The sequence below is a fragment of the Streptomyces sp. NPDC001393 genome (assembly GCF_053597455.1).
In genome coordinates this window covers 61,788-81,542 of record NZ_JBSFIH010000024.1, presented here as the reverse complement: position 1 = coordinate 81,542, position 19,755 = coordinate 61,788, and the positions used below count along the sequence as shown (strand labels likewise).

Annotated in this window: 19 protein-coding genes; 14 read left to right on the top strand and 5 right to left on the bottom strand. The window is 71.5% G+C overall.

What is annotated here, in order from left to right:
- Positions 1-250: 250 nt before the first annotated feature.
- Positions 251-2,092 carry an asparagine synthase (glutamine-hydrolyzing) gene (gene asnB, locus ACWC2T_RS24875; protein ID WP_450672558.1) on the top strand — a complete coding sequence of 614 codons (1,842 nt, stop codon included), beginning with the start codon at positions 251-253 and terminating at the stop codon, positions 2,090-2,092.
- A 346-nt stretch (positions 2,093-2,438) separates the two neighbouring features.
- Here asnB and ACWC2T_RS24870 read toward each other — a convergent pair whose 3' ends face one another.
- Both ACWC2T_RS24870 and ACWC2T_RS24865 read right to left on the bottom strand, forming a co-directional pair.
- On the bottom strand, positions 2,439-2,750 hold the full coding sequence (locus tag ACWC2T_RS24870) for a DUF4232 domain-containing protein (RefSeq protein WP_450672557.1): 312 nt from the start codon (positions 2,748-2,750) through the stop codon (positions 2,439-2,441).
- 209 nt (positions 2,751-2,959) lie between these two features.
- Positions 2,960-4,558 (bottom strand): alpha/beta hydrolase, encoded by a 1,599-nt coding sequence (locus ACWC2T_RS24865; RefSeq protein WP_450672556.1) that lies wholly within the window; start codon positions 4,556-4,558, stop codon positions 2,960-2,962.
- A gap of 281 nt (positions 4,559-4,839) precedes the next feature.
- Here ACWC2T_RS24865 and ACWC2T_RS24860 point away from each other — a divergent pair, with 281 nt between their 5' ends.
- From ACWC2T_RS24860 to ACWC2T_RS24840, 5 genes are all read left to right on the top strand, one after another.
- Complete coding sequence (locus ACWC2T_RS24860) at positions 4,840-5,496, top strand: chaplin (protein ID WP_450672555.1); 657 nt, start codon at positions 4,840-4,842, stop codon at positions 5,494-5,496.
- A gap of 59 nt (positions 5,497-5,555) precedes the next feature.
- A complete protein-coding gene (locus ACWC2T_RS24855; protein WP_450672554.1) occupies positions 5,556-5,963 on the top strand; it encodes a hypothetical protein in 408 nt (135 codons plus the stop codon).
- Entirely contained in the window at positions 5,960-6,814 is an 855-nt protein-coding gene (locus ACWC2T_RS24850; RefSeq protein ID WP_450672553.1) for a GNAT family N-acetyltransferase, read from the top strand. The genes ACWC2T_RS24855 and ACWC2T_RS24850 overlap by 4 nt, the downstream gene beginning before the upstream one ends.
- 329 nt (positions 6,815-7,143) lie before the next feature.
- Positions 7,144-7,920, top strand: a complete 777-nt coding sequence (locus tag ACWC2T_RS24845; protein ID WP_450672552.1) for a GNAT family N-acetyltransferase — start codon at positions 7,144-7,146, stop codon at positions 7,918-7,920.
- Positions 7,921-8,189: 269 nt separating this feature from the next.
- Positions 8,190-9,653, top strand: coding sequence for a hydrolase (locus tag ACWC2T_RS24840; RefSeq protein ID WP_450672551.1), 1,464 nt, complete (start codon positions 8,190-8,192; stop codon positions 9,651-9,653).
- A gap of 99 nt (positions 9,654-9,752) precedes the next feature.
- Here ACWC2T_RS24840 and ACWC2T_RS24835 read toward each other — a convergent pair whose 3' ends face one another.
- On the bottom strand, positions 9,753-10,937 hold the full coding sequence (locus tag ACWC2T_RS24835) for an ROK family transcriptional regulator (RefSeq protein ID WP_450672550.1): 1,185 nt from the start codon (positions 10,935-10,937) through the stop codon (positions 9,753-9,755).
- A 118-nt stretch (positions 10,938-11,055) separates the two neighbouring features.
- Here ACWC2T_RS24835 and ACWC2T_RS24830 point away from each other — a divergent pair, with 118 nt between their 5' ends.
- The 3 genes from ACWC2T_RS24830 to ACWC2T_RS24820 all read left to right on the top strand — a co-directional run bounded on the left by ACWC2T_RS24830 (position 11,056) and on the right by ACWC2T_RS24820 (position 13,748).
- Positions 11,056-12,507, top strand: a complete 1,452-nt coding sequence (locus tag ACWC2T_RS24830) for an APC family permease (protein ID WP_450672549.1) — start codon at positions 11,056-11,058, stop codon at positions 12,505-12,507.
- 87 nt (positions 12,508-12,594) lie between these two features.
- Positions 12,595-12,798, top strand: coding sequence for a hypothetical protein (locus tag ACWC2T_RS24825; RefSeq protein ID WP_450672548.1), 204 nt, complete (start codon positions 12,595-12,597; stop codon positions 12,796-12,798).
- Positions 12,799-12,980: 182 nt separating this feature from the next.
- Positions 12,981-13,748 carry an ArsR/SmtB family transcription factor gene (locus tag ACWC2T_RS24820; RefSeq protein WP_450672588.1) on the top strand — a complete coding sequence of 256 codons (768 nt, stop codon included), beginning with the start codon at positions 12,981-12,983 and terminating at the stop codon, positions 13,746-13,748.
- An 84-nt stretch (positions 13,749-13,832) separates the two neighbouring features.
- On the opposite strand, the gene ACWC2T_RS24815 is transcribed toward ACWC2T_RS24820, so the two are convergent.
- Positions 13,833-14,267: an SPW repeat protein gene (locus ACWC2T_RS24815; RefSeq protein ID WP_450672547.1), complete on the bottom strand. Its 435-nt coding sequence runs from the start codon at positions 14,265-14,267 to the stop codon at positions 13,833-13,835.
- A 90-nt stretch (positions 14,268-14,357) separates the two neighbouring features.
- On the bottom strand, positions 14,358-15,278 hold the full coding sequence (locus tag ACWC2T_RS24810; protein WP_450672546.1) for a LysR family transcriptional regulator: 921 nt from the start codon (positions 15,276-15,278) through the stop codon (positions 14,358-14,360).
- A gap of 137 nt (positions 15,279-15,415) precedes the next feature.
- On the opposite strand from ACWC2T_RS24810, the gene ACWC2T_RS24805 reads away from it, so the two are divergent.
- From ACWC2T_RS24805 to ACWC2T_RS24785, 5 genes are all read left to right on the top strand, one after another.
- Positions 15,416-15,499 (top strand): putative leader peptide, encoded by an 84-nt coding sequence (locus ACWC2T_RS24805; RefSeq protein ID WP_356032329.1) that lies wholly within the window; start codon positions 15,416-15,418, stop codon positions 15,497-15,499.
- Between the two features lie 137 nt (positions 15,500-15,636).
- The gene (gene sfnG, locus ACWC2T_RS24800; protein WP_450672545.1) at positions 15,637-16,758 is read left to right on the top strand and encodes a dimethylsulfone monooxygenase SfnG; all 1,122 of its coding nucleotides are present in this window, start codon (positions 15,637-15,639) and stop codon (positions 16,756-16,758) included.
- Positions 16,759-16,840: 82 nt separating this feature from the next.
- Positions 16,841-17,395: an NADPH-dependent FMN reductase gene (gene ssuE / locus ACWC2T_RS24795; RefSeq protein WP_450672544.1), complete on the top strand. Its 555-nt coding sequence runs from the start codon at positions 16,841-16,843 to the stop codon at positions 17,393-17,395.
- A 5-nt stretch (positions 17,396-17,400) separates the two neighbouring features.
- Entirely contained in the window at positions 17,401-18,585 is a 1,185-nt protein-coding gene (locus ACWC2T_RS24790) for an SfnB family sulfur acquisition oxidoreductase (protein WP_450672543.1), read from the top strand.
- Positions 18,586-18,610: 25 nt separating this feature from the next.
- The gene (locus tag ACWC2T_RS24785; protein ID WP_450672542.1) at positions 18,611-19,753 is read left to right on the top strand and encodes an LLM class flavin-dependent oxidoreductase; all 1,143 of its coding nucleotides are present in this window, start codon (positions 18,611-18,613) and stop codon (positions 19,751-19,753) included.
- Positions 19,754-19,755 lie beyond the last annotated feature (2 nt).

Below are 19,755 nucleotides of genomic sequence, written 5' to 3'. Positions count from 1 at the left end.
CCGCGAAGCAGTCGCGCGCGAGTGCGCTTGGTGAAGTTTTTGCCCTTGGCCGGTTCCCTGCGCTGTCGGCCCACAGTCCCCGCGATCCGGGGATTTAACGAAGGCAAAACCCGGCCGAAACAATGGGGGAGTGTGGGTCATTCGTGTGACGCCCGCGTTGACCGCGTCGAACACCTGACGGAGGCTCGTCATATAGGTGCTCGATACAACTGGTTTGCTCTCGACGCGAGCCGGAGGCAGGAGGCAGCGCATGTGCGGCATCACCGGATGGGTCTCCTTCGACCGTGACCTGACCGCCGAGGCCACGACATTGCATGCGATGACCGAGACGATGGCCTGCCGCGGCCCGGACGACCGCGGCGTCTGGGCCGAGGGCCCGGCCGCCCTGGGCCATCGCCGGCTCGCGATCATCGACCTCCCCGGCGGCCGTCAGCCGATGTCCGTGGCGACCCCGGAGGGAACCGTCGCCATGGTGTACTCCGGGGAGGCGTACAACTTCACCGAACTGCGCCGGGAACTGACGGACCGCGGCCACCGGTTCACCACCGACTCCGACACCGAGGTCGTCCTGCACGGCTACCTCGAATGGGGCGACGCGGTCGCCGAACGGCTCAACGGCATGTACGCGTTCGCGGTCTGGGACGGCCGCCACGACAAGCTCGTGATGATCCGCGACCGCATGGGCATCAAGCCGTTCTACTACCACCCCACCTCCGACGGCGTCCTGTTCGGCTCCGAGCCCAAGGCGATCCTCGCCAACCCGCTGGTCCGCCCCCGGGTGACGCTGGACGGCCTGCGGGAACTGTTCGTCCTGATCAAGACGCCCGGACACGCGATCTGGGACGGCATGCGCGAGGTGGAACCCGGCACGGTCGTCACCGTCGACCGCTCCGGCCTGTCCACCCGCGTCTACTGGCGCCTCGAGACCCGTCCGCACACCGACGACCGCGACACCACCATCGCGACCGTGCGCTCGCTGCTCGACGACATCGTGCGCCGCCAGCTGGTCGCGGACGTCCCGCGCTGCACCCTGCTCTCCGGCGGCCTCGACTCCTCCGCGATGACCGCGATCGCCGCCCGGCAACTCGGCGAGCAGGGCGAGAAGGTGCGCAGCTTCTCCGTCGACTTCGTCGGCCAGACCGACAACTTCGTCGCCGACGAACTGCGCGGTACCCCCGACACGCCGTTCGTGCACGACGTGGCCGAACTCGCGCGCACGGACCACCAGGACATCGTGCTCGACGCGCAGTCCCTCGCCGACCCTGCCGTGCGCGAGCAGGTGATCCGTGCCCGCGATCTGCCGGCCGGCTTCGGCGACATGGACACCTCGCTGCTGCTGCTCTTCCGCGCCATCCGCGAGAAGTCCACGGTGGCCCTGTCCGGGGAGTCCGCCGACGAGGTCTTCGGCGGCTATCTGCAGTTCTTCGACGAGGAGGCCCGCCGCGCCGACACCTTCCCCTGGCTGGCCAGTTTCCAGCGCCACTTCGGCGAGGACGCCGACGTACTGCGCGCCGACTTCACCAAGTCCCTGGACCTGGAGAGTTACGTCGCCGACGGCTACCGCACGGCCGTCGCCGGCATCCAACGGCTCGACGGCGAGAGCGACTTCGAGTACCGCATGCGGCGGATGAGCCATCTGCACCTGACCCGCTTCGTGCGCGCCCTGCTCGACCGCAAGGACCGGATGAGCATGGCTGTGGGCCTGGAGGTCCGGGTGCCGTTCTGCGACCACCGGCTCGTCGAGTACGTATACAACGCCCCGTGGGCGCTGAAGTCCTTCGACGGCCGGGAGAAGAGCCTGCTGCGCGAGGCGGCGGCGGACGTCCTGCCGCGGTCGGTCTACGAGCGGGTCAAGAGCCCGTACCCGTCCACGCAGGACCCGCGGTACGCCCGCGCGCTCCAGGAGCAGGCCAAGGAGCTGCTCTCCCGGCCCTCGCACCAGGTCTTCGACCTGGTCGACCGCGACCGGCTGCGCCAGGCCGCCGAGCGCGAGGCACCGGTCAGCACCCAGGCGGCCCGACGAGGCCTGGAACGCGCCCTGGACCTCGCCCGGTGGCTGGAGATCTACGCACCCGAGCTGACCACCGCCTGAGGCGCCCGGCCACGCGGGCCCGAGGGGATCCTGGCTGAGGTGGCTGGCCGTGGCGGCTTGAGGGGGTCCTGGGGTGGCTGGCCGTGGTGGCCCGGTGTGGTCGTCGGCTGAGGTGGATGGTGGCGTGTCTGAGGTGATCCCGGCTGAGGCGGAATGTCGCCTCGGGCCCAGAGGATCGCGGCTGGGGTGGATGGGCACCCGCCCGAGGCGGGCCCGGCCGGCGCGGGCGGCTGGGTCGAGGTCATTTCGGCCGACGGCGGTGGCCGTGCCCAGGGTGATGCTCAGCCGAGGCCGATGGCCCGGTCCGCGGCCGCCCGTGTGCGCTGCCCCACGTCGTCACCGGCTCTCACACCAGGACGTGCTGTCCGGTGCCGAGCTGCGCCGCGGTGAAGGAGCAGCCCCACCGGTCGGCCGCGGCGTCCATGGTCACGGTGTCCACCCGGCGGGCCTCGGGGTCCGCCGGGTCGCCGACGGTACGGACGTCGGCGTAGGCGCTCCGGCCGGCCGCGAGCCGGTAGCCGCCGGTGGCGCCCTCCGGCATCGGCAGCGCAGCGCCGTCGAGGTCGCCGAAGGTCACCGTGGGCGCCCGGTCGACGACGCACGCCCGGGCGCCGCGGTTGGTGACGCCGACCCGCAGCACGGTCTCGGCGCCGGGCACGGCCTTCGCCCCGACCGTCAGCGACTTCTCGGCGCGGCGGACGGGCCGGGCGTGGGTCCGCCGTGGCGGCCCGGCCCTGCGGCGCGCTCAGCAGCAGGGCCGCCGTGGCGGCCGAGGCGGCGGGTGCGGCGACGGCGGCGCGGATGCGCATGGCGATGCCCCCTGCGTTGTGCCGGAGGCGGGGGCTTTCACCCGCCGGCACACCCCTGTCACCCGTTGGTGGCGTTCGTGGTGGCGCTCCAGTCGTTGCCGTCCGCCGGGCAGGAGCTGCCGCTGGGCGGCAGGGAGCCGTAGAGCAGGAAGTCGTCGATCTTCTGGTGCACGCACGTGGAGGAGGAGTAGCCGGTGTGGCCGTCGCCCTTGTTGTCGAGTACCACCGCCGACGGGCCCAGCCGCTCGGCCGTCTCCACCGTCCACCGGTACGGCGTCGCCGGGTCCCCGCGCGTGCCCACGAGCAGCATCCTCGCCGAGTCGACGTTCTTCACCCGCTCGCGTATGAAGTCGGTGCCCTTGGGGCGGCCGTAGCACATGAGCAGCTCGGTGAGCCGGTAGCGGCCGAAGACCGGCGAGGCCTGCTCGTACTCGGCCCGCAGGTTCTTCAGGTCCTTGGTGATCTGCGCGGCGCCGGGCCGGTCGGGGTCGTCGGCGCAGTTGATCGCCATCAGCGCGGCCTCGAGGTTGTCCGCCGGCACGTCCTGCGGGTCGACCAGACCGCCGTTGCCGTGGCCGCCGGGCGGCAGACCGGAGCCGCTGGTGGCGAAGTTCAGCACGCCCCGGGTGTCGCCGTCCTGGACCAGCGAGGCCAGGGCGCGCTCCAGGGAGGGCCACAGCTGCTTGCTGTAGAGGGCCTGACCGATGGCGCCGACCAGTTTCTGCCCGGAGAAGGAGCCGCCGAAGTCCGTCGGGGCCGGGTTCGCGTCGAGCGAGTGCACCAGCCGCACCACCTGGTCGCCGGCCGCACGCCGGTCCTGGCCGAACGGACAGGCGACGTCCGTCGTACACCAGTCCAGGAAATCGTCCAGCGCGGTCTGCTGCCCCTCTGCGGCGGCCACCCCCTGCTCGGACAGCGGCTCGGTCAGGGTGTCCACGCCGTCGAGGGCGACCCGGCCGACCGTGTGCGGGAACAGCGCCGCGTACACCGCACCGAGCCGCGTTCCATAGGAGAAACCGAGGTAGTTGAGCTTCTTGTCGCCGAGGGCCTGGCGGATGACGTCCAGGTCGCGGGAGGCGTTCACGGTGCCGATGTGGGGCAGTACCGGGCCGGAGTGCCGGGCGCACTGACCGGCGGCCCTGCGCAACTTCGCGAGCAGCGCCTGCGGATGGTCGAGGCCGGTCTCGTCCTCCATCGCGGACGAGGCGTCGTCGCTGCCCTCGCCGCAGCTGACGGGGGAGGAGCGGCCGACGCCGCGCGGGTCGAAGGTGACCACGTCGTAGCCATTGGTCAGGTCCATGAACTCCTTGCCGCCGGTGGCGAGTCCGGGAATGCCGGCACCGCCGGGGCCGCCGAAGTTCAGCAGCACCGAGCCCTGCTTCTGCCCGGTGGCCCGGTAGCGGGCGAGGGCGACGTCGAGCGTGCCGGCGCGGGGCCGGGCGTAGTCGAGCGGGACGGTGACCTTCCCGCACTGGAGGTCCTTCGGCATGTCCGGGTCCTTGCAGGCCGCCCAGGTCACCTTCTGCCGGTAGAAGCGGGACAGGTCGGGCTGCGGCCGGTCGGCCGCGGGCAGCCCGGCGCCGAGCAGCGCCAGGGCGAGGACTCCGGTACCCGCACAGTGCCGCACGCCGGGCCGTGTGGACAGCTTGGCCAGCATCGTCGCCTCCCGGGACGCCTGTCGCGAACCGGGGACGGCGCCCTCGGATCACCATAAGCGGGCCCCGGACGGCCCGCCCGTCGGCGGGCGGGGCGGCGCCCGGTGCCGTATCCTGCGCGCCCTCCATGCCCGTTATCGATCATTGAGCGTCTTTACATGAGGTTCGATAACAGTGTCACTCGACGGGGTGAAAGACCGATAAGCCATAACTCGGAAGGTTCGCCTGCGTTTTCTGGGGTGCGGGTGAGTGCCCGCGACGAAGTCTGGAAGGCAGGGAACCTATGAGACGGGCTACCCGTAACGGTGTGATCGCCGTCGTCGCCGCCTCCGGTGCGATGGCCGTGGCGCTGCCGGTGTCCGCCGCCTTCGCGGCCGGTGGCGCCGCAGCCGACGGCTCCGCGGCCGGTTCGCCCGGGCTGGTCTCCGGCAACGACATCCAGCTCCCGGTGCACGTGCCGGTGAACGTGTGCGGCAACACCGTGGACGTGGTGGGGCTGCTCAATCCGGCCGCGGGCAACGCCTGCGCGAACCGCGACGCCGGCAAGGCCGGTTCGTCGCCGTCCGCCGGGGCCGCCGCGCACGGCAGCACGCAGGACTCGCCCGGCGTGCTCTCCGGCAACGACGTCCAGCTCCCCGTCGACCTGCCGGTGAACGTCAGCGGCAACAGCGTCGACGTGGTCGGGGTGGGCAACCCGGCCCACGACAACCGGTCGGTCAACGGCCCCGGCGAACAGCCCCGCACCCCTCGCCACCCGCACGGCCCGGCCCCGAGGCACACGGCGCCCGTGCAGCACCAGCCCCGAACGCCACGCCCGACGACCTCCGCGCTGGCCCACACCGGCACGGACGTCACGGCTCCCGCCGTCGCCGGCAGCGCCGCGCTCCTCCTCACGGGCACGGTCCTGTACCGCCGTTTCCGCACCGGCCGCACCGGCTGACCCTCCCCTTCACGGGCCCCACCGGTCGCCGGCCCGGTGGGGTCCCGTTCGCGTGCGACGTGGCGCGGTCGCGGGCTCCCTACGCCGCCTTCGCCCCGCTCCCGCTGCAGGTGTTCCTCGTCGCTCTGGCCGTCCTCGATCCCCTGGTCGCCGTGCTGGCGCTGCGGTTGCGGCCCGTGGGTATCCGGCTGGCGGGTGTCGTGATGCTGCTGGACGTCCTCGCCAACTGGTACGTCAACTGGCCCTGGCTGAGGGAGGATCCGGCGGGGCTGCTGCGTGCGGTGGGCCTGTTGCCCATCACCCTCTTCGGGGTCTTCGTCGTCGCGACGGCGCCTTGGCTGCCGCGTGCCCTGGACGGCCGGGGAACACGGCCCGCAACGGCCGGTCTCCCCGTGGCGCGGCCCCCGTTGATCCGGAAGGATGCGGCACAGAAGTCCGGTCCCGACGGAAATGGAGCACCTCGATGACCTCTCCGGCCCCCCACGACCTCGTCGTCACCCAGGCCACCCGCGCCGACTGGCCGGTGATCGCCGGATGGGCGGCGGCGGAGGGCTGGAATCCCGGACTGTCCGACGGGGCCGCGTTCTTCGCACAGGACCCCGACGGGTTCTTCCTCGGCCGTATCGACGGGGAGCCGGTTTCGGCCATCTCCGTGGTCAACTACGGCCCGGAGTACGCCTTCCTGGGCTGCTACCTGGTCCGCCCCGACCTGCGCGGCCACGGCCACGGCCTGACCACCTGGAAGACCGCTCTCGCCCACGCCGGCAACCGCACGGTCGGCCTGGACGGCGTCGTCGCCCAGCAGGACAACTACCGCCAGTCCGGGTTCGAACTCGCCTACCGCACCGTCCGGTTCACGGGTACGGCCCCGCAGCGCGACACCCCGGCGGGCGTCCGTCCGGCCGCGCCCGCCGACCTCGCGGCCATCACCGCCTACGACAGCGCCTGCTACCCCGCCGACCGTCCGCGCTTCCTCGCCGAGTGGCTCACCGGCCCCGGACACCGGGCCTTCGTCCGCCATGACGGCGCCCGCCTCACCGGCTACGGAGTGCTCCGCCCCGGCCACGACACCCTCCGCATCGGCCCCCTCTTCGCCGACACCGCCGACGACGCCCGCGCCCTGTTCGACGCCCTGACGGCCGAGGCCGCGGGACGCGAGGTCGCCATCGACGTGCCCGAGCCGAACGCGGCCGGTGTCGCGCTCGCCGAAGATGCCGGATTCCAGGCCTCGTTCGAGACCGCCCGCATGTACACCGGGCCGGTCCGGGAGCACGCTCAGCACCGCGTGTTCGGCGTCACCACCCTCGAACTGGGCTGACGGTCAGGGGCGTTGCGCCCGGAAACGGCACCGCCGACGGTTGCCCGTGCTCTTCGGGACGCTTCCGAACCGCACGGCGCAGCTCACGGCAACGGCTCGACCGGCGCGTTCCCCCGCGGAACGACGCCGTGCCGCCGGCCCGGGAAGGCGTGGCGGCGGGCCGCCGCGACCGTCGCCGGTGCCGGCAGCGCGCGGCCGTGACCGGGCGAACTGCACCCGCCCGCCGAGTGCCTGACCCCCGGGACGGCAGCCCTGCTCCAGGGGCACATCGACCGCCGTGAGGGCCAATTCCGTTGCCCCGGGCGGGTCCGGCATGGTCGAGTCGGGGCATGGATCACTCGGCGGTGCTCGCCCTCTACGACCGTGACGTGCGCGAGAACGCGGCTCCCGACGGACCCGGCGCCCGGATCGAACGGGCCGGCGCGGTGGTGCGTCAGGTCGCGGACGCGCAGGGATGGAACGGGGTGCTCTGGTCCGGTCTGGACGCGGCGGGCGCGGACCGGGAGATCCGGGACCAGATTGCGTACTTCACCGGCCTCGGCCGCGACTTCGAGTGGAAGCTCTACGGCCACGACCGGCCGGACGACCTCGGCGCCCGGCTCCTCGCCGCCGGGTTCCGGGCCGAACCCGAGGAGACCCTGATGATCGGCGAGGCCGGCCGGCTCGCCGTGGACGCCGAACCTCCCGAGGGCGTCCGCCTCGTACAGGCCACCGACCCGGCCGGCGTCGACCTCGTCGTGGACGTCCATGAGAAGGTCTTCGGCACCGACGGCAGCCGGTTGCGGCACCGGCTGCTCGACCGGCTGGCCGCCGACCCCGGCACGGTCGTTGCCGTGGTCGCGCTGGCCGGGGACGAACCCGTGAGCGCCGCCCGGATGGAGCTGGTCCCCGGGACCCGGTTCGCCGGGCTGTGGGGCGGCGGCACCGTCGAGGCCTGGCGGGGCCGGGGTGTCTACCGCGCCCTGGTCGCCCACCGCGCCCGCGTCGCCGCCGCCCACGGCTACCGCTACTTCCAGGTCGACGCCTCCCCCATGAGCCGACCGATCCTGAAGCGCCTCGGCTTCCATGCGCTGAGCACCACGACGCCGTATCTGTACGGGAGCTGACCATGCGTCAGCGACGCACGCGAGACCGGTCCAGCGTCGCGATGCCGATCGCGGCCGGTGGTCCACGGGATGCCTATGTGCCGGCGTCCGAGGACGACCAGGCGCAGCGGAGGCAGTCCGTTCCGGTTATTGCCGGGACTTTCTGTTCATCCGGCCTTCATGCCATGTACCTTTCAACCACTCGACGCGTGTAGAACCCTCAACCCGGCTCTACGCGCGCAGATTTGGCGCCCGCACCGCCTCTCCCCACCCTCATGGAGGTTCGCCGGATGCTTGGATCCAGGAGATCCCGCCGCAGACTCACCACCGCCCTGGCCGGTTTCGGGCTGCTCCTCACCGGAGCCGCCGTCCAGGTCGGCAGCGGCACCGCCGCCCACGCGGCGACCACACACCGCATCCTGTTCGACAACGCCCACGCCGAGACGGCCGGCAACGCCGACTGGATCATCTCGACCAGCCAGCCCGACCCCCTCGGCGAGAACTCCTCCCCGTCCGCCGAGACGGACTGGACCGGCGCCCTGTCCTCCTGGGGCGTGGCGCTGCAGAAGACCGGCGACTACAGCCTGAAGACGCTGCCGTCGGGCTCCAGCCTCAGCTACGGCGGCTCGTCCTCGACCGACCTGTCGAACTTCGACACGCTGGTCCTGCCGGAGCCGAACACGCTGTTCACGAGCGCCGAGAAGACGGCGATCATGAACTTCGTGAAGAACGGCGGCGGTCTGTTCATGATCTCCGACCACACCGGCTCGGACCGCAACAACGACGGCTACGACTCGGTCCAGATCCTCAACGATCTGATGACCAACAACAGCGTCGACTCCACCGACCCGTTCGGCTTCTCGATCGACTCGCTCAACATCAGCTCCGACCACCCGGCGGCGATCAACGACAGCACCGACCCGGTGCTGCACGGCTCCTTCGGCACGGTCACCAAGAGCCTCATCGCCAACGGCACCACCGCCACCCTCAAGCCCGCCGACAACTCCTCCGTCAAGGGCCTGCTCTACCGGACCGGTTACTCCGGCAACACCGGCGCCTTCTTCCTCACCAGCGCCTTCGGCAGCGGTCGCGTCGCCTACTGGGGCGACAGCTCCCCGATCGACGACGGCACCGGCCAGCCCGGCAACACCCTGTACGACGGCTGGAACGACTCCAGCGCCACCAACGCCGCCCTTGCCCTCAACGCCACCGCCTGGCTGGCCGGTTCGGGCACCAGCAGCGGCGGGGGAGGCGGTGGCGGCGGTGGCGGCACCGGCACCTGCACCGCGGCCCAGCTCCTCGGCAACAACGGCTTCGAGTCCGGCAACACCACCTGGAGCGCCTCCAGCGGGGTCATCACCAACTCGTCCGGTGAGTCCGCTCATTCGGGCTCGTACTACGCCTGGCTCGACGGCTACGGCACCGCCACCACCGACACCCTCTCCCAGTCGGTGACCATCCCGTCCGGCTGCTCGACGGCGACCCTCAGCTTCTACCTGCACATCGACACGGCCGAGACCTCGACCAGCACGGCCTACGACACCCTCAAGGTGCAGGTGCTGAACAGCTCCGGCACGGTCCTCGGCACCCTGGCGACGTACTCGAACCTCAACGCCGCCTCCGGCTACACCCAGCGCAGCTTCAACCTCAGCAGCTACGCCGGGCAGACCGTCACCCTGAAGTTCACCGGCACCGAGGGCTCCCAGTACCAGACGTCGTTCGTCGTGGACGACACCGCGCTCAACGTCAGCTGATCCGCACGAGGTGGACCGGTGGACCGCACCGGTCCACCGGTCCACCCCCGTTCCGTCGGGCCGCCGGCACCGTCCGCTCCGGTGGCACTGTCCGACCCGTCAGGTTCCGGCCGTCCTGCGCTCGAACACCAGGTCCCGCGCCGTGTCCAGGGCGGTGGCCACCGCGCCGAGCAGCACCGCGTCCTCGCCGAGCCGGCTCGGCGCGATCCGCGGGCGCAGCGGGGTGAGCGCGCGCACCTGCTCCTGGACCGGACGCAACAGCAGGTCGACGCTGTGGCCGACGCCACCGCCGAGCACCACCAGGTCCGGGTCGAGCACGGCGGCGGCCGCCGCGACGGTGTGCGCGATCCGCTCGCCCTCCAGCTCCACGGCCCGCAGGGCCGCCGGATCGCCCTGCCGGGCCGCGTCGAAGACCGCCTTCGCCGTCAGCTGCCCGCTCATCCCGAACTCCCGGGCGGCCTCCACCACGGCCACCCCGGACACCGCGTCCTCCAGCCGCTCCGGCTTCTGCCGGCCCGGCCAGGGCAGAAAGCCGATCTCGCCGGCCAGCCCGTGCGCCCCCGTGAACAGCCGTCCCTCGCTGACGACACCCATGCCCAGTCCGGTGCCGATCAGGATGTACGCGAAGAGCCGGCTGCCGGTGCCGACGCCGTACGTGTACTCGCCGAGCGCCGCCAGGTTGGCGTCGTTGTGCACCTCCAGCGGTACGCCCAGCTCCTCGCGCATCCGGTCGACGAGCCCCGCGCGCCCCCAGCCCGGCAGATGCATCGCGTACCGCACCCGGCGCTGCTTCTCGTCGTAGACGCCGGGCGTGCCGACCACCCCGTGCACCACCTCGGCCGGGTCCACGCCCGAGTCCGTGATCACCTGCCGGGCGGTGCGCACGACCAGGTCGGCCAGTGCGGCGGAGGCGCGGGCCCGGTTGCGAACGTCGGCCCGGGCGACGACCGTGCCGTCCAGGTCGGCCACCGCGACCCGCAGCCAGCCGCGTCCGATGTCCACGCCGAGCGCGTACCCGGCAGCGGGGTCGGGGGCGTACAGCACCGCCGTGCGCCCGCGCTCGGGGGCGTGGGTGCCGACCTCGTGCACCAGGCCGGCCGACTCCAGGGAGGCCAGTGCGCTGGAGACCGTCGGCTTCGACAGGCCGGTCTCCCGGGCCAGTTGGGCACGCGATGCCGCACCGAGGGCGCGCAGCCGGTCCAGCAGCAGCCGTTCGTTGGTGCTGCGCAGCCGGCGGCGGCTCCAGGGCTGTTCCTGCTGCTCTTCGGCGTCACTGACGGTCATCGGGCCATTCTCAGGTATTTCCGGCGGATACTTGACGCCTCTAGTAAGGCTCCTTAACTTTATCGGCCAGTCAGCCCACCGGGTGCCGTCGAGGACGCCCGTCGCGTCAGGAGTCCCCATGTCCGGTAGCCCGCCGCCCACGGGCGGTTTCGTCCGCCGCGTCGGCCTGTTCCAGGCCACGGCCATCAACATGAGCCAGATGTGCGGCATCGGCCCGTTCGTCACGATCCCGCTGATGGTCACCGCGTTCGGCGGCCCGCAGGCGGTCATCGGCTTCGTCACGGGCGCCGTCCTCGCGCTCTGTGACGGACTGGTCTGGGCCGAGCTGGGCGCCTCGATGCCCGGCTCCGGCGGCAGTTACGTCTATCTGCGGCAGGCCTTCCAGTACCGCACGGGCCGGCTGATGCCGTTCCTGTTCGTGTGGACGGCGATGCTCTTCATCCCGCTGATCATGTCCACGGGCGTGGTCGGCTTCGTCCAGTACCTGGGCTATCTGGCCCCGGACCTCGGGCAGACGGCGGGCGACCTGATCGGTCTCGGCATCATCGCCCTGGTGGTGCTCCTGCTCTGGCGCGGCATCGAGCACATCGCCCGGATCACCGCCGTGATGTGGACGGTGATGATCGCCTCGGTGCTGCTGGTGATCGTCGCCGCCGCCTCCGACTTCAGCCCGCACCTGGCCTTCACCTACCCGGCGGGCGCCTTCGACCTGACGAGCAACCACTTCTGGCTCGGGTTCGCCGCCGGCCTGACCATCGGCATCTACGACTACCTCGGCTACAACACCACCGCGTACATGGGCGCCGAGATCAGGGACCCGGGCCGGGTCCTGCCGCGCTCGATCCTCCTTTCCATCCTCGGCATCATGGCCATCTACCTGCTCCTGCAGATCGGCACCCTCGGGGTCGTCGACTGGAAACGGATGGCCGACCCGCACGACATCGCCTCCACCTCGGTCGCCTCGGCGGTGCTGGAGAAGACCTGGGGCAGGGGCGCCGCCGACACGGTGACCGTGCTGATCCTGATCACGGCCTTCGCCTCGGTCTTCACCGGCCTGCTGGGCGGTTCCCGGGTGCCCTACGACGCCGCCCGCGACCGCGTCTTCTTCCGGCCGTACGGGAAGCTCCACCCGCAGCACCGCTTCCCGATGCTGGGCCTCGCGACCATGGGCGTGATCACCGCCGTCGGCTTCCTGATCGGCCGGCACACCGACCTCGCCACCCTCATCCAGCTCCTGACCACGGTGATGGTGATCGTCCAGGCGCTCGCCCAGATCGTGGCCCTCACCGTGCTGCGGCGGCGGCAGCCGGGCCTGCGCCGCCCGTACCGGATGTGGCTGTACCCGCTGCCGAGCCTCGTCGCGTTCGCCGGCTGGTGCGTGATCTACGGCTACGCCGACAGGAACTCCCCGGGCCGCCACCCCATCGAATGGTCCCTGGCCTGGCTGGCCCTCGGCTGTGTGGCCTTCGTCGTCTGGGCCCGGCTGGAGAGGGTGTGGCCGTTCGGTCAGCAGGAGATCAGCGAGGAGTATCTGGCCGGCACGGACCCGGACGTGGCCCCTGTGGGCTGACCAACATGCCTGTGACGGGCCATGGTTACGGCAGTCTTCACACGCCTCCCCGGCCCGGACCCGAGTCCGCCGGGGAGGCTTTCGTTCATGACCGAAACCGTTCTTCCCGATGTCACCGCCCGCTCCGCGACCACCGAGGACCGGCCCACCGTGGAGGGGCTGTGGCTGATGTTCCGCCATGACCTGTCCGCCTTCCGGGGCGACCTGCCCGCCCCCGACGGCACCTTCCGCAGCGAGCGGGTCGAGAGCGCCTTCACCCGGCCCGGCTGGGCGGCCTGCCTGTTCGAGTGAGCCACCCAGCCGGCCGGCTTCGCGTTCGTGCGCGGACATCGCCCATCAGCACGACAATCCGGCCGCCGTGGCCTGCTGGCCCCAGGTCGGGGCGGCGTACTGACGAGGAGACACCCGCCCTCCTTGACATGCAGTCGTTTGCCTGCATAACGTTGCGTGTGCGATCAGAGGACGACACCGGGATGGACCAGGTCTTCAAGGCCCTGGCCGACGACACGCGCAGGCGGCTGCTGGACCGGCTCCACGAGAACAACGGCCAGAGTCTGGGTGAGTTGTGCGAGCGCATCGCCATGACGCGCCAGTCGGTCACCCAGCACCTGGCGGTCCTGGAGGCCGCCAACCTGATCAGCACGGTGCGGCGGGGGCGGGAGAAGCTGCACTACCTCAACCCCGTACCGCTCCACGAGATCCAGGAGCGGTGGATCGACAAGTTCGAGCGCCCGCGCCTCGCCGCGCTCGGCGACCTGAAGCGACGAGCCGAGGAAGCCATGACCGACAAGCCGAGTTTCGTGTACGTCACCTACATCGCGAGCACCCCCGAGAAGGTCTGGGAGGCGCTCACCGACGCCGACCTCACGGCCGCCTACTGGGGCCACCGCAACGAGTCCGACTGGCGGCCCGGCTCCCGCTGGGCGCATGTGCGCACCGACGGCTCCGGCATCGCCGACGTGGTCGGCAAGGTCGTGGAGAGTGAGCCGCCCACCCGGCTGGTGACCACCTGGGCCGCGCCCGACGACGAGAGCCGGGAGGACCGCCACTCGCGCGTCACCTTCGAGATCCAGCCGTACGAGGACATCGTCCGGCTGACGGTCGTCCACGAGGGCCTCAAGGACGAGGGCGAGCGCTCGGACGTCGCCACCGGCTGGCCGGCCGTGCTGTCCAACCTCAAGTCGCTGCTGGAGACCGGCCGGACACTGCCGCAGGAGCCCTGGCTGGTGCCGGGCCGCTGAGCGGATGCGGAGGCAGGCCGGCCCGCCCTGCGGACCGGCCTGCCTCCCACCGGTTCCTCGTGGTGTCCTTTCCTCGCGTCTCCCTTACGGCCTGGGGGTGCTCCGCGCCGCCGTACCGGCGCAGACCAGGCCGAGTACGAGCGCCAGTGCGCCGATGATGACGTTGTTGATGATCACTCCCCTGTCCGGGCCGCTGCCCACGATCCAGGGGGCGATGATCATCCAGATGCCCATGGCGCACATGGCCCAGCTGAGGCCGTACATCCGCTCGGGGGCCCGGGTGAATCCCAGTGCCAACAGACCTATCGCGACGCCCAGGATCAGGTTGTGGGTCATCAGCGCGGGCTGGCTCGTCGTGTAGTGCACTATCCACGGCGATGCGGCGCAGTAGAGCCCGAGCAGGAACACCGGGCCGTCCACCAGTGCCACATCACGACCACCGAGCATACGGGCGTAGCGTTCCCGCATTTCGGAGACATCGGGGTGGGCTGATATGTCACCCCTGTGCAGGTTGGCCATGACTCGTCTCCTTTGACTTTGCAGGCCAGACTGCGTCTGGTGCGCTGTGCGATTACCACCGCATACACCCAGTTTGCTCTTATTTTTTCTTTATGTGTAGCCCTGCGGCGCCACCGTCAGTTCCCGTGCCCGGCGCACGAACGCCGCGTGCAGGTCGCGGGCCGCCCGTGGCACCGACTCCGCGCGTCGGCGCTGAAGCATCAACAGCACCCGGGTGGTGTCGTCGGCGACCGGCCGGCAGGTGATCGTGCCGGCGCGCTCCAGCGGATCCCCGACGACACTGAAGTCCGGCAGCACGGTCGCACCGAGCCCCTCGGCGACCATCAGCTTGCCCATCTCCGCACCGTCGGTCGAGTACGAGAACGCCGGCGCACGTCCGGAAAGGAGCCGGTGCACATAGCGGTGCATCACATAGCCGGTGCGCATCGCGATCAGCGGAACGGCCAGCAGGTCCTCGGCGCCGACCGCGGGCAGCGAGGCGAGCGGGCTGTCCGGGCGCAGGCACACCACCGGCCGGCCGCGCAGCAGCTCCGTGGACTCCATGCCGGCGGGCACGTCGTCGCCGTCCAGATGGTTGACCAGTCCCAGGTCGAACCCGCCCTCGACGAGCCCGCGCTGGATCTCCGTCTGCTGGGCGCCCACCACCTCGACCTGGGTGACCGGATGCGTGGACCGGAACTCCCGCAGTACGGGAATCAGCAGCGGCACGGTCGCCGCGTTGACCGTGCCGACGCGCACCATGCGGCTGATGCGGTGCTGCTCGCCGGCCGCCGCCCGCAGCCGGTCCACCGCCTCCAGCACGCTCACGATGTGCGGCAGCAGCTCCCGGCCGGCCGCGCTCATCGTGGCCCCCGACCGTTTGCGCTCCAGCAGGTCGACGCCGAGTTCCCGCTCCAGATTGCGCACGGTCTCGCTCAACGCGGGCTGGGACAGGCGCAGTTCCTCGGCCGCCCGGCGCAGTGAGCCGAGCCGGGTCACGGCCGCTATGTATTCCAGTTGCTCGGTCCGCACCGCCGCAGAATGCGTGCGCGCAAGGACCCGGTTCAAGGGTTTTCCTGTCACACCTTCGTGAAATTCAATGGTCCGGGATGCGAGACCGGTCGGGTTTTCCTTGACTGGCCTCACCGGCGGCTGCCACGATCGAGGGCATGACGATGCGACTGGACCTCACGCGGCGACGCCATGTCGACCTCGCGCGCGTCTCCAGCGCCTCCTGTTGCGCCGCGGCCTGATCGCCCGACTCTTCCCGCCGATTCGCCGCCCCCCGGCTCTCCTCCCGGGCACCGCCCGAATTCCCGGCCCTTTCCCTGAGCCCGGAATTCGGCATGCCCGGAAACGTCACCGAGCAATTCCGCGCCAGGAGTTCCGCATGCCCGCAGCACCCGTGAAATTCGCCTACTGGGTCCCCAACGTCAGCGGGGGACTCGTCACCAGCACGATCGAGCAACGCACCGACTGGGGATACGACTACAACCGCGAACTCGCCGTCCTCGCCGAGAACAACGGGTTCGAGTACGCCCTCAGCCAGGTCCGCTACATGGCCAGCTACGGCGCCGAGTACCAGCACGAGTCGACCAGCTTCAGCCTTGCCCTGCTGCTCGCCACCCAGCGCCTGAAGGTCATCGCCGCCGTCCACCCCGGACTGTGGCACCCCGGCGTCCTCGCCAAACTCGGCGCCACCGCCGACCACCTGTCGGGCGGCCGCTTCGCCGTCAACGTCGTGTCCGGCTGGTTCAAGGGCGAGTTCACCGCCCTCGGCGAGCCCTGGCTGGAGCACGACGAGCGCTACCGCCGCTCCGAGGAGTTCATCACCGCCCTCAGGAAGATCTGGACCGAGGACCACGCCGAACTCTCCGGCGACTTCTACCGGTTGCACGACTTCTCCCTCAAGCCCAAGCCCCTGAACACCCCCGAACGGCCGCACCCGGAGATCTTCCAGGGCGGCAACTCCACCGCCGCCCGGCGGATGGCCGGCCGGGTCTCCGACTGGTACTTCTCCAACGGCAAGGACTTCGACGGCGTCGTCGAACAGCTCGCGGACGTCCGCGCAGCCGCCGCCGAAGCGGGCCGTACGGCACCGAAGTTCGGCCTCAACGGCTTCCTCATCGCCCGGGACACCGAGGCCGAGGCCCGCGAGACACTGCGCGAGATCGTCGCCAAGGCCGACACCGAGGCGGTCGAGGGGTTCGGCGCGGCCGTGCGGCAGGCGGGGCAGTCCACGGCCGACAAGAAGGGCATGTGGCAGGACTCCTCCTTCGAGGACCTGGTCCAGTACAACGACGGCTTCCGCACCGGGCTCATCGGCACGCCGGAGCAGATCGCCGAACGCGTCGTCGCCTACAGGAAGCTCGGCGTCGACCTCCTCCTGCTCGGCTTCCTGCACTACCACGAGGAGGTCGAGTACTTCGGCAAGCGGGTACTGCCCCTCGTGCGCGAGCTGGAGGCACAACTCCCCGACGCCGACCCCGAATCGGTCCCGGCCCACGCCTGACCTGCCCCCGCCCTGACCGATGTCCTCTCCGGGCGCCCGCCCGCCGTACGGGCGCCCGGCGCACCCCAGAAACGAGGCACCCATGGCCACCGTCCTGTCCGTCTCCGGCAGCCCCTCCGCCTCCTCGCGCACCGGCCGCCTGCTGCGCCACCTGGACCAGCGGCTGACCGTCCAGGGCCACGAGGTGATCCCCCTGGACGTCCGCACCGTCCCGGCCGAGGCCCTGCTCGGCGCCGACTTCCGGCACCCGGCCATCATCGAGACCACCGAGCTGTTCGCCCGTGCCGACGGCGTCCTGATCGGCACACCCATCTACAAGGCGTCGTACTCCGGTGTCCTCAAGGCGCTGCTCGACCTGCTCCCGCAGTACGCGCTCACCGGCAAGACCGTGCTGCCGCTGGCCACCGGCGGCTCCGCCGCGCACGTCCTCGCCATCGACTACGCGCTGCGCCCGGTGCTGAACTCCATGGGCGCCGCACATATCGTCCAGGGCTGGTTCACCCTCGACCAGGACATCACGGTACGCGAGGACGGTTCGGTGACCGTCGCCCCGGCCACCGCCGAGGCGCTGGGGCACGTGGTGGACCAGTTCTCCGCCGCCCTCGACCGCACCCCGGTGCTGGCGGCGGCGAGCTGACCGCCATGGCCGCGCATGTCATCGCCGACGACACCGAGGCGCTCGCCGTCGCCGCGGCCCTGGCCGCCGAGTTCACCGCCGGGGCCGCCGAGCGGGACGCGCAGCGGCGGCTGCCCCGAGCGGAGGTGGACCGGCTGTCCGCCTCCGGGCTGCTCGCCGTGACCGTGCCCGCCGAGCACGGCGGCGCCGACGTACGGGCCGCGACCCTGGCGGAGATCTTCCGGCTGCTCGGCTCGGCCGACGGCAGCCTCGCCCAGATCCCGCAGAGCCACTTCGTCTACGTCAACGTGATCCGCCGTCAGGGGACTGAGGAACAGCGGAAGTTCTTCTTCGCCGAGCTGCTGGCCGGCCGCCGGTTCGGCAACGCCCAGTCCGAGGCCGGCACCCGGCACGTCCAGGACATCCGCACCCGCCTGGAGCCGCGGCCCGACGGGTCGTACCTGCTGACCGGCGTCAAGCACTACTGCACCGGAGCGCTGTTCGCCGACTGGATCCCGGTCCTGGCCCGCGCCGAGGACGACAACCTGCATGTCGCGTACGTCCCCGGGGACGCGCCCGGGGCGACCGTGGTCGACGACTGGGACGGCATGGGCCAGCGGACGACGGCCAGTGGCACCGTCCGCCTGGACGCCGTGTCCGTGCCCGCCGACCGGGTCCTGCCGCACCACCTCACCTTCCAAGGGCCCCAACTGCACGGTGCCATCGCCCAGTTGCTGCACGCGGCCATCGACACCGGCATCGCCCGGGGAGCGCTCGCTCAGGCGGCGGAGTTCGTCCGCACCAAGAGCCGGCCCTGGTTCGAGAGTGGGGCCGAGGCCGCCGCCGAGGACCCGCTCCTGATCCAGCGCTTCGGCGAACTCGCCCTTCAGGTAAGGGCGGCAGAAGCCCTGCTGAAGGAGGCCGCCCGCACGGTCGACGCGGCCCGCGACCACCTCACCGACGACTCGGCGGCCGAGGCATCCATCGCCGTGGCCGCTGCCAAGGTGCGGGCGGCCGAGGCCGCGGTGGAGGTGGCGAGCGCCCTGTTCGAGGTGGCCGGCACCCGATCGGCCCTGAACTCCCTCAATCTGCACCGGCACTGGCGGGACGCCCGCACCCACAGCCTGCACGACCCGGCCCGCTGGAAGGTCCAGCACATCGGCCGGTACGAGCTCAGCGGAACCCGGCCGCCCCGGCACGGTCTGCTCTGACGGACACTCGCGAACGGAGACCCACGTGTCCCTCACCTTCCACTGGTTCCTGCCCACCAACGGCGACAGCCGCCACGTCGTGGGCGGCGGCCACGGCACCCCGGCCACCGCCTCCGGGCGGGACCGGCCCCCGACGGTCGCCTACCTGAGCCAGATCGCCCGCGCTGCCGAAGACCTCGGTTTCACGGGCGCGCTCACCCCGACCGGCGCCTGGTGCGAGGATGCGTGGCTGAGCACGGCCATGGTCAGCCAGAACTCCGAGCGGCTGAAGTTCCTCGTCGCCTTCCGGCCCGGCTTCGTCTCGCCGACGCTCGCCGCCCAGATGGCCTCCACCTTCCAGCGGCAGACCGGCGGACGGCTGCTGCTGAACGTGGTCACCGGAGGCGAGAGCCATGAGCAGCGGGCCTACGGCGACTTCCTCGACAAGGACGCGAGGTACCGTCGTACCGGCGAATTCCTGCACGTCGTACGCCAGTTGTGGGACGGCAAGAGCGTCGACCTGCACGGGGAGCACCTGCGGGTCGAGGACGCCAGGCTGAGCCGGGTGCCCGATCCGGTGCCCGAGGTCTACTTCGGTGGCTCCTCACCGGCCGCGGGCGAGGTCGCGGCCCGGTACGCGGACGTGTACCTGACCTGGGGCGAGCCGCCCGCCCAGGTCGCCGAGAAGATCGCCTGGATCCGCAGCCTGGCCGCCGAGCAAGGCCGTGCCCTCCGTTTCGGTATCCGGCTGCACGTCATCACCCGCGACAGCTCGGCGCAGGCCTGGGCGGAGGCCGACCGGCTGCTCGACGGCTTCGACCCGGAGACGGTCCAGGCCGTACAGGCGGGGCTCGCCCGCAGCGAGTCGGAAGGGCAGCAGCGCATGCTCGCCCTGCACGGCGGCAGCCGGGAGAGCCTGGAGATCCACCCCAACCTGTGGGCCGGGATCGGCCTGGTGCGCGGCGGTGCGGGCACCGCGCTGGTCGGCAGCCATGACGAGGTCGCCGAGCGCATCGAGGAGTACGCCGCCCTCGGCATCGAGGAGTTCGTGCTGTCCGGCTACCCGCACCTGGAGGAGGCGTACTGGTTCGGCGAGGGCGTGCTGCCCCGGCTCGCCGCGCGGGGACTGTGGACGCATCCCGGCGGCCGGGCTTCGGCTTCCTCGGCCCAGGTGCCGTTCGCGGGCTGACC

What these genes read in the sequence shown, in the direction of transcription:
- ACWC2T_RS24790 (WP_450672543.1), top strand. Translation starts at nt 17,401, where the DNA reads ATGGCCGCGCATGTCATCGCCGACGACACCGAGGCGCTCGCCGTCGCC.
- ACWC2T_RS24840 (WP_450672551.1), top strand. Translation starts at nt 8,190, where the DNA reads ATGCTTGGATCCAGGAGATCCCGCCGCAGACTCACCACCGCCCTGGCC.
- ACWC2T_RS24850 (WP_450672553.1), top strand. Translation starts at nt 5,960, where the DNA reads ATGACCTCTCCGGCCCCCCACGACCTCGTCGTCACCCAGGCCACCCGC.
- ACWC2T_RS24860 (WP_450672555.1), top strand. Translation starts at nt 4,840, where the DNA reads ATGAGACGGGCTACCCGTAACGGTGTGATCGCCGTCGTCGCCGCCTCC.
- ACWC2T_RS24805 (WP_356032329.1), top strand. Translation starts at nt 15,416, where the DNA reads ATGACGATGCGACTGGACCTCACGCGGCGACGCCATGTCGACCTCGCG.
- ACWC2T_RS24820 (WP_450672588.1), top strand. Translation starts at nt 12,981, where the DNA reads ATGGACCAGGTCTTCAAGGCCCTGGCCGACGACACGCGCAGGCGGCTG.
- sfnG (WP_450672545.1), top strand. Translation starts at nt 15,637, where the DNA reads ATGCCCGCAGCACCCGTGAAATTCGCCTACTGGGTCCCCAACGTCAGC.
- asnB (WP_450672558.1), top strand. Translation starts at nt 251, where the DNA reads ATGTGCGGCATCACCGGATGGGTCTCCTTCGACCGTGACCTGACCGCC.
- ACWC2T_RS24830 (WP_450672549.1), top strand. Translation starts at nt 11,056, where the DNA reads ATGTCCGGTAGCCCGCCGCCCACGGGCGGTTTCGTCCGCCGCGTCGGC.
- ACWC2T_RS24845 (WP_450672552.1), top strand. Translation starts at nt 7,144, where the DNA reads ATGGATCACTCGGCGGTGCTCGCCCTCTACGACCGTGACGTGCGCGAG.
- ACWC2T_RS24815 (WP_450672547.1), bottom strand. Translation starts at nt 14,267, where the DNA reads ATGGCCAACCTGCACAGGGGTGACATATCAGCCCACCCCGATGTCTCC.
- ACWC2T_RS24835 (WP_450672550.1), bottom strand. Translation starts at nt 10,937, where the DNA reads ATGACCGTCAGTGACGCCGAAGAGCAGCAGGAACAGCCCTGGAGCCGC.
- ACWC2T_RS24825 (WP_450672548.1), top strand. Translation starts at nt 12,595, where the DNA reads ATGACCGAAACCGTTCTTCCCGATGTCACCGCCCGCTCCGCGACCACC.
- ACWC2T_RS24865 (WP_450672556.1), bottom strand. Translation starts at nt 4,558, where the DNA reads ATGCTGGCCAAGCTGTCCACACGGCCCGGCGTGCGGCACTGTGCGGGT.
- ssuE (WP_450672544.1), top strand. Translation starts at nt 16,841, where the DNA reads ATGGCCACCGTCCTGTCCGTCTCCGGCAGCCCCTCCGCCTCCTCGCGC.